The 8,164-nt window shown below is 30.9% G+C and carries 9 protein-coding genes; 3 read left to right on the top strand and 6 right to left on the bottom strand.

What is annotated here, in order from left to right:
* Positions 1 to 369 (bottom strand): glycosyltransferase (locus ACHZC3_RS10250; RefSeq protein WP_394759770.1); only part of this gene is annotated, 369 nt, incomplete at its 3' end.
* Between the two features lie 99 nt (positions 370 to 468).
* Between ACHZC3_RS10250 and ACHZC3_RS10245 the strand changes: the two genes are divergently transcribed.
* Both ACHZC3_RS10245 and ACHZC3_RS10240 read left to right on the top strand, forming a co-directional pair.
* A complete protein-coding gene (locus ACHZC3_RS10245; RefSeq protein WP_394759769.1) occupies positions 469 to 1,134 on the top strand; it encodes a DUF4271 domain-containing protein in 666 nt (221 codons plus the stop codon).
* Between the two features lie 20 nt (positions 1,135 to 1,154).
* Positions 1,155 to 1,904, top strand: a complete 750-nt coding sequence (locus tag ACHZC3_RS10240) for a uroporphyrinogen-III synthase (RefSeq protein WP_394759768.1) — start codon at positions 1,155 to 1,157, stop codon at positions 1,902 to 1,904.
* Between the two features lie 35 nt (positions 1,905 to 1,939).
* On the opposite strand, the gene arfB is transcribed toward ACHZC3_RS10240, so the two are convergent.
* From arfB to ACHZC3_RS10215, 5 genes are read right to left on the bottom strand one after another with little or no spacing between them, the layout of a single operon-like run.
* Positions 1,940 to 2,344 carry an alternative ribosome rescue aminoacyl-tRNA hydrolase ArfB gene (arfB, locus tag ACHZC3_RS10235; protein WP_394759767.1) on the bottom strand — a complete coding sequence of 135 codons (405 nt, stop codon included), beginning with the start codon at positions 2,342 to 2,344 and terminating at the stop codon, positions 1,940 to 1,942.
* Positions 2,344 to 4,458, bottom strand: coding sequence for a DUF4301 family protein (locus ACHZC3_RS10230; protein ID WP_394759766.1), 2,115 nt, complete (start codon positions 4,456 to 4,458; stop codon positions 2,344 to 2,346). Before ACHZC3_RS10230 ends, arfB begins: the two co-directional genes overlap by 1 nt.
* Positions 4,419 to 5,042 (bottom strand): nicotinamide riboside transporter PnuC, encoded by a 624-nt coding sequence (gene pnuC, locus ACHZC3_RS10225; RefSeq protein ID WP_394759765.1) that lies wholly within the window; start codon positions 5,040 to 5,042, stop codon positions 4,419 to 4,421. The genes ACHZC3_RS10230 and pnuC overlap by 40 nt, the downstream gene beginning before the upstream one ends.
* A gap of 8 nt (positions 5,043 to 5,050) precedes the next feature.
* Positions 5,051 to 5,785, bottom strand: coding sequence for a geranylgeranylglyceryl/heptaprenylglyceryl phosphate synthase (locus ACHZC3_RS10220; protein WP_394759764.1), 735 nt, complete (start codon positions 5,783 to 5,785; stop codon positions 5,051 to 5,053).
* A gap of 11 nt (positions 5,786 to 5,796) precedes the next feature.
* On the bottom strand, positions 5,797 to 6,456 hold the full coding sequence (locus ACHZC3_RS10215) for a 4'-phosphopantetheinyl transferase family protein (RefSeq protein ID WP_394759763.1): 660 nt from the start codon (positions 6,454 to 6,456) through the stop codon (positions 5,797 to 5,799).
* Between the two features lie 226 nt (positions 6,457 to 6,682).
* On the opposite strand from ACHZC3_RS10215, the gene ahcY reads away from it, so the two are divergent.
* The gene (ahcY, locus tag ACHZC3_RS10210) at positions 6,683 to 7,999 is read left to right on the top strand and encodes an adenosylhomocysteinase (protein WP_394759762.1); all 1,317 of its coding nucleotides are present in this window, start codon (positions 6,683 to 6,685) and stop codon (positions 7,997 to 7,999) included.
* Positions 8,000 to 8,164: the final 165 nt, after the last annotated feature.

Genomic DNA, 8,164 nt, shown 5'->3' with positions numbered 1-8,164 from the left:
ATAACGAGATCCTATCGCCATTCCGGCATTTTCTGAGCTACAAGCATTGTATAGTTTTTCTAAATCGGCTGGATTGTGAGAAAAATCAGCATCCATTTCGAAAATATATTCATAATCATGTTGCAAAGCCCATTTGAAACCATGTACATAGGCGGTTCCTAATCCTGATTTTTCTTTTCTGGTTTCAAGAAATAACTCGCTGTTAAACTCTTTTTGAAGTTCCGTTACTTTAATAGAAGTTCCGTCAGGTGAGTTGTCATCAACAATTAAAACATGGAATTTTTTGGGTAACGAAAAGACCGCTCGAATGATAATTTCGATGTTTTCAATTTCGTTATAGGTTGGGATTATTACAATTCCGTCTTTCATAAGGTAAAATTCTAATGCAAAAATAAGCTTTTTCGTAAATGAGTTTCTTAAATTATTTATAATTAAAATAATAGTTTAAAAATTTTGTAATTTTGCGCTATGAACAAAACTGAGCTTATTCCTCGAATTGTAGAAAATAAAGATTGGGTAACTATATTACTTGTAGTTTCATTTGTGCTTATTGCGGTAACTAAAACAGCTTTCGAGAATCGTTTTAGAGATTTTGCAAACCTAATAATTAATGATAAATATTTAAAGATATATAAAGATAGTAGTAATTTAATGAGTTGGTTTACAGTGCTTTTATTTGTTGTACAGCTAATTTCGATGTCATTTTTTCTGCAATTGGTTTTAAGCCATTATGGATATACTACTAAAACGAATTGGATAAGTTTTGTTCAAATATTTACTTTTTTATCTTTTTTTGTCCTTTCAAAATTTTTGATAGAAAAAATTATTGCAACCTCATTTAATGCAGAAAATTTTATAGAACAGTTTAATTTGTTCAAAGTTAGTTATAGAAACTATATAGGATTGCTGCTTTTGCCAGTTAATATTATTATGTATTACACTAATATTATGAATAGTTATGCTATAATTAGTGTTATAGTCATATTATTGATAATTAATACACTGACTTATTTGATTTCATTAAAGAATTATCAAAACGTATTATTAAGTAAGTTGTTTTATTTTATTTTATATATTTGCACACTCGAAATTGCGCCCTATTACTTTATGTATTATGTTATAACAAAAAGGTAGTGCTTTAGAAAATGTTTAATATGAAAGTGAAAACAATTTTAGTGTCACAACCAGAACCAAAGGTTGAAAACTCTCCTTATTTTGAGCTGCAAAGTAAGCACAAGATTAAAGTTGATTTTAGGTCATTTATACATGTAGAAGGTGTCTTGGCAAAAGATGTTCGTTCTCAAAAAATCGACTTAAATAATTTTACGGCCATTATTTTGACTAGTAAAAATTCAGTAGATCATTTTTTTAGAGTGGCCGAAGAAATGCGTTATAAAGTCCCAGAAGATTTGAAATATTTTTGTCAATCGGAAGCTGTTGCATTTTACCTTCAGAAATATGTTGTGTATAGAAAGCGTAAGATATATGTAGGTCAGAAAGATTTTGTTGATATGACTACATTATTCAAAAAATACAAAGACGAAAAATTCTTATTGCCTTCATCTGATCAATTGAATGCTGATATTCCTCAAACGCTAAATAACTTAAAAGTAGACTGGGTTCCAGGTACTTTTTACAAAACAGTAATGAGTGATTTATCTGATTTAAAGGATGTTTATTATGATGTTTTAGCATTTTTTAGCCCAACAGGTATAAAATCATTGTTTAAAAACTTTCCAGATTTTGAACAGAATAATACAAGAATAGCTGTTTTTGGAAGTACAACTCAAAAAGAAGCACTAGAACATGGTTTGCGAATTGATATTCTAGCGCCAACGCCAGAAACGCCTTCTATGACAATGGCTTTAGAGAAATATGTTTCGGAAGCTAACAAAGGAAAATAAAAATAAAACCACGCAATTAGCGTGGTTTTTTTCTATTACCCAAAATCAGGTTTCTTTCTGTTATTCTTAATCTCAGAAATATTTTTCTTGTCCTTTATTCTTTTTCTGATGATAGATTTTGGAATTTTTGTTGCCTTTCTAATTTTAGGAATAATTAAAGCGTTTTTAAGTAATTCTAAAAAACGTTTGGTAACAATTTCTTTATTTTTAAGTTGACTTCGGTCTTCATCACAGTTTAAAATCAGAATATTTTCAGAAGTTAATCTATTAGAAAGTTTTGTTTCTACAAGTAATTTTTCTTCATCAGAAAGTGATTGAGAATTTCTTAAATCGAAACTCAAAACGACTTTACTAGAAACTTTATTTACATTTTGACCACCAGCTCCAGAACTTCGTACAGCTTTGTAGATTAATTCTGATTTTATTTTTCCAATTTCCATTACTGAGGTTGATGTGCTGGTTTTAGTAAGTCATTTACTGTTTTTACAGGATTAAAAGTAATTAGAGGAACTTCAATAAAGACAGTAATCCATTTTGCCATAGCGCCGTTCCATAATCCTGGCAATTCGTAGGCTTTATAATTTATTCCTTTTTTATTTTTTTTAACTATAAACCCACTATTGTGATCGATAAATTGATTTAAATCAAATTTTTCACCTTTGTAGTTTTTAATTCCACAAACAATGTCAACTGGATTAAAGTGTGTCGCGTTATCTAAAACATCTATTTGGCTGGCGTTTTGAGTGTCTATTTGCAAGGCTTCTACAATTTGTAACGATAAATTTGTATTTGTGTCTCGAATCCAAAAAGGACCACCTCCTGGCTCATTTTCGTTTTTAACCATTCCGCAAACACGAATAGGTCGATTAAGAATTTCTTTTAAACACCTGATTTTATCTTGAAATGTATAATTTTCAAAATCATATTCAGTGCTAATATTCAGTTTGCTTTTTGAGAAAAACATAATTTCTACAATGTCTTTTTCGACAATTAAATTAGAGTCAATTTTTTTTAAATATGAGAAAATTTGTTCTTGCAATTCAATTAAAATTCCACCTAGCCCTTTTTTATATCGTCCAATAACCTCAATATGATTTTGAATAACGTTGTCAATGTTTTTTATGAAAATGATATCCGAATCAAGTTTGTTTAGATTCTCTATCAAAGCACCGTGACCACCAGGTCTGAAAACGAGATTGCCTTTTTCGTCACGTAAAGGAGTGTTTTCTAAATCAACTGCAAGCGTATCAGTTCCCTTGTTTTGATATGAAAAAGCAATATTTATTTTTGTTTTATTTTGAGATTCAACATTGCTTTTTATTTTTAGTAAAATCTCTTCAAATTGCTGCTGATGATCCTCGGAAATTGTAAAATGCAAGTTCGAAACATTGTTTGATGTTGCATAATAAACACTTTCGTTTAGATGCTCCTCGATAGGTGTTGCAATATGACTTATGTACTTATGAAAAGGCAAAATGCCTTTTGGTTTATTAGAAAAATCTAAATATTCTGACTCTAAAAGAAGTTTTGTAAAATAATAATTTTTTTTGTCGCGTTCCCAAGAATTAAAGTCTGAAAAAAATTCATTAAGTTGTTTGTTTATTGATTCAAAAAAAGGAAATTTTTCTATTCCAGCTAGAAAAACGGAGAGGCTTGTTGATTTATGTTTGTTAATATAGCTATTAATAGTGTCTGTTTCTGCGTCAAAATTATTTAGAAATTCATTTAAAAATTCAAACATTCTACTGGCTGCACCAGAAGCTGGTACAAATTTTTCTAATTTCAAATTTGATTTTCTTTCATCAAAAAAAAGTGCTTTTTTCTCAAATACTTCTTCAGATAATTTCCAAATCCCATTTTGCAAAGTAGCTGGACTTTGCAATGTGATTTTATGAATCCCATTTTTAAAAATATTTATTTGCTTTTCAATATTTACTAAAGACACTCCTTGTTCATATATTTGAACAAAATCATGGGAAGAAAATCCCATTTCTTTAGCTTTGACCAAATCATTTACTATAGAAATTGCTTTTTCTAGTCGTTGTTTTTTATTTCCTGAAATTTTTATATAGGCCTTATTGTTATCAACTAAAGCTTTTTCGAAAACGACAAAAAACTTATCTCGATTTTCTTGACTGTCTCTCAAGTCATCTTTCTCGAAAGGCAAATCGATATCTGTTAGAAAAAATAAATCATAATCATGTTCTTTAGCCGCTTTGTCAAGAATGGGTTCGCAAAAACCATAATATGCTTCTGAATATACTTTGGTAACTAACAAATTTGTATCACAAAAAAGGAATTTATCAGCAGTTAGTAATGCTTCATTTTCTAATTTGGTTTGGCCTATAGCAATTGGGAGTAAATCTTCGGCAACACAAACTTCGCTCGTTTTATCTAATTTTTCTCGAAGATAATCACGAGCAAATTCGGGAATCCAGACCGTATTAAAATGCTCGGCTAATTGTTTTGCCAAAGTTGTTTTTCCTGAACTTTCAGGCCCGTAAAGGGCAACTTTTATGATGTTAGTTTGTTGCTGTTTAAGATTTTCTTCCATTCTAAATAGCCAAAAACGGCAATAATTGTAAATACTATATACTGAAAACTTGTAAATGTATATCCTTTTGCAAAATACAAAGGAATTGAAATTAGATCTCCAATAATCCAAAAAATCCAATTTTCTATTTTTCTTTTTGCCATGAGCCACATTCCAACAAAGAATATTGCTGTTAATAAAGTGTCTATGTAAGAATACCAATTGGTAAATTTACCAAAATAAAGATATACAAAAGCAACAAAAATGATTGTTAAAACAAAAATAATAAGTGCTATTGTCTTCTCCTTATTTGTTATTACCGAAACAGGAAATTCTTCAATGTTTCCTTTTTTTCGAGTCCAGTGATACCAACCATAAATACTCATGATAAAATAATATCCATTAATCATGGAGTCTCCTAATAAATCCCATTTCCAAAGTAAATAAGCATATATAAATGTGCTAATTAATCCCGTTGGGAATACCAAAATATTGTCTTTTTTGGCACACCAAACACTCCATAACCCAAAAAATATTGCAACTAATTCTAGAGTGATTTGATAAGTTGGATAGTCTTTATATTGAGAAAATAAATAGTCTAGCATCTTTAAAATTATAGGCTCGGGTTAAAAAAATTAATGTCATTTTCGAAAGCAGTTCCTATAACTACTAAATCGGCTCCAGCATTATGAGCTTTTGTTATTTCTTTCAAATTTACAATTCCGCCACCAACAATTAATGGTATCTTGATGTTTTGAGAAACCAAGGTAATGATTTCTTTAGAAACAGAAAGTTTTGCGCCGCTACCTGCTTCTAAATAGATAAGTTTTTTGCCTAACATTTCGCCAGCTTGAGCTGTTTGAAGAATGTATTCTGGATTGTTTCTGGACAATGGTTTTGTTTTGCTCACGCGTTCTACGGCAGTTTCAGCGCCACTTTCTATAAGAATATATCCTGTCGGGATAATTTCAAGATTGGTTTTGTTTAAAATTGGAACTGCATTTACTTGATGTTCTATTAGATAATCTGAGTTTCTTCCTGATATTAAAGACAAAAATAAAATCGCATCTGCTTTGTTAGATATTTGAGACGCATTTCCTGGAAAAAGCACAATTGGCAAATCGCAGTTTTCCTTAATTTTTAAAATTAAATCGTCAAGAATATTATTTTCAACAAGGCTTCCGCCAACAAAAATATGTGTCGCTGGCGATTGATTAATTTTTTCGGTTAATTTCTGAATATTCTCTAAATCGATTTTGTCAGGATCTAGAAGAATAGCAAGTAATTTTTTTCCCGATTCTTCGGGATTTGCCTTAGCTTGTAAGATTTGATTGTAAATAGGATTCATTTTATTTACTTCTAATTTTCGAATGCATAAACTAAAGTATAATTTTGGCTATTATTTGAGTCTATTTCTTCAAAAAAGATATCGAAAGATTCAATTAGATTATTAAAAGATAATTGAGCTGTTGCTTTTTTGTCTGATAATAAAAATGTGTTTTCGAAAATATGATCTGGAAAACTAATGCCTTTTTCGTTTTTAATTTTAAAGACGGACTCTTTAATTCCCCAGACAACAGTTGCTTTCCTAATTTGTTCTTCTTCTGATAAATCTTTTAAATGGGAAACATCCATGAAGCGAGAAGCAATTTTCAAAACTTTTTCTTTAGCCAATTCAATATCGATTCCTATAGGTTTATCGCTTATTGCAATCGTCGAAAATTCGAAAGAATGTGAAATTGATATTTCGACAGGCTCAATATTTTGACTGTTTGGTTTTAGATGCGGTTTTCCATCTTGGTCATAATGCAAGTCAGCGTCAGAATAACCCGCTTCTTGTAATAGTTTTCTAACACTTAGAAATCCTCGTTGGTGCATTTCAGATTTCATCGTGTTTAACCTGATGAGGTTGATGTCGTTCAGGACAACTTCGTCGAATAAATCTTCGAAGGATTCTTCTATTTTCCAAATATAAATTTTGGTAGCCGAATCGTGGGTAATTATTTTATGTAAAGGCATGTTATGTACTTGATTTTAGCCCCGATAATAGTGGAAATCCTTTTCTTTTTTTCTTTAAAAAAGAAAAGATTGCAACGGATAGCGGGAAATAGCTTCTAAAAAACATATTAATTAGTGGCCTATAAATTAGACCGTTAAACAATGTATAAATATTCCTGAAATTAGTTTTTTTATAAACTTATTACGTAAATTTGCAAAAATTTTATAATACAAATATACTATAAATATGAGTACAGCGACTATGCCTTATGTGGCTTTCAAAGTAAAAGACATTTCTCTAGCGGCTTGGGGAAGAAAAGAAATTGAATTAGCAGAAGCTGAAATGCCAGGATTAATGGCACTTCGTGCGGAATATAAAAATGAACAACCACTTGCTGGTGCTCGTATTGCAGGTTGTTTGCACATGACGATTCAAACTGCAGTTTTAATTGAAACATTAATTGCTCTTGGTGCTGAAGTTACTTGGTCTTCTTGTAACATTTTCTCTACGCAAGATCAAGCTGCTGCTGCGATTGCTGCTGCAGGAATTCAAGTTTATGCTTGGAAAGGTTTGAATGAGCCTGATTTTGATTGGTGTATCGAACAAACACTTTTCTTTGGAGAAGACAGAAAACCATTGAATATGATTCTTGATGACGGTGGAGATTTAACGAATATGGTTATTGACCGTTACCCAGAGTTGGTTGCTGGAATTAAAGGTTTGAGCGAAGAAACTACTACTGGAGTTCATAGATTATACGAAAGAGTAAAAGCGGGAACATTACCAATGCCTGCTATTAACGTAAATGACTCGGTTACTAAATCAAAATTTGACAATAAATACGGATGTAAAGAAAGTGCAGTTGATGCAGTTCGTCGTGCAACGGATATTATGTTGGCTGGAAAAAGAGTAATCGTTTGTGGATATGGTGATGTTGGAAAAGGAACTGCTGCTTCTTTTAGAGGTGCTGGTTCTATTGTTACAGTTACTGAAATTGATCCAATTTGTGCTTTACAAGCAGCTATGGACGGTTTTGAGGTTAAAAAATTAGACACAGTTATTACAACTGCTGATATTATCATCACTACAACTGGAAATAAAGATATCGTTTTAGGTTCTCATTTCGAAAAAATGAAAGACAAAACTATCGTTTGTAACATTGGACACTTTGATAACGAAATTGATATGGCTTGGTTAAATTCTAACCACGGTGCGTCGAAAATTGAAATCAAACCACAAGTAGATAAATATACTATTGCTGGAAAAGATATTCTTATCCTTGCTGAAGGTCGTTTGGTAAACTTAGGTTGTGCTACAGGTCACCCAAGTTTTGTAATGAGTAACTCATTTACAAACCAAACTTTGGCTCAAATCGAATTATGGAAAAACAGTGCGGCTTACAACAATGACGTGTATATGTTACCTAAACATTTAGATGAAAAAGTTGCCATGTTACACTTAGCTAAATTAGGTGTTGAATTAGAAACTTTACGTGTTGACCAAGCTGATTATATTGGTGTTCCAGTTGAAGGTCCATTTAAACCAGAATATTACAGATACTAAATCATAATTGTCATTCCGACGAAAGGAGGAATCTCAATTTTAGATAATAAAACCCTTGCAGTAATGTTAGACTGAACCCAAAAGTTTGGACAAATTTATAATTAATTTTGATAATAATGAGTTCGATATTGTATCGGACTCATTTTGTTTAAATTTGACTTACTT

This window comes from Flavobacterium sp. (assembly GCF_043720215.1).
GTDB lineage: Bacteria > Bacteroidota > Bacteroidia > Flavobacteriales > Flavobacteriaceae > Flavobacterium.
Note: the sequence above shows the minus strand (reverse complement) of the source record. Positions and strands in the feature narration are given on the sequence as shown.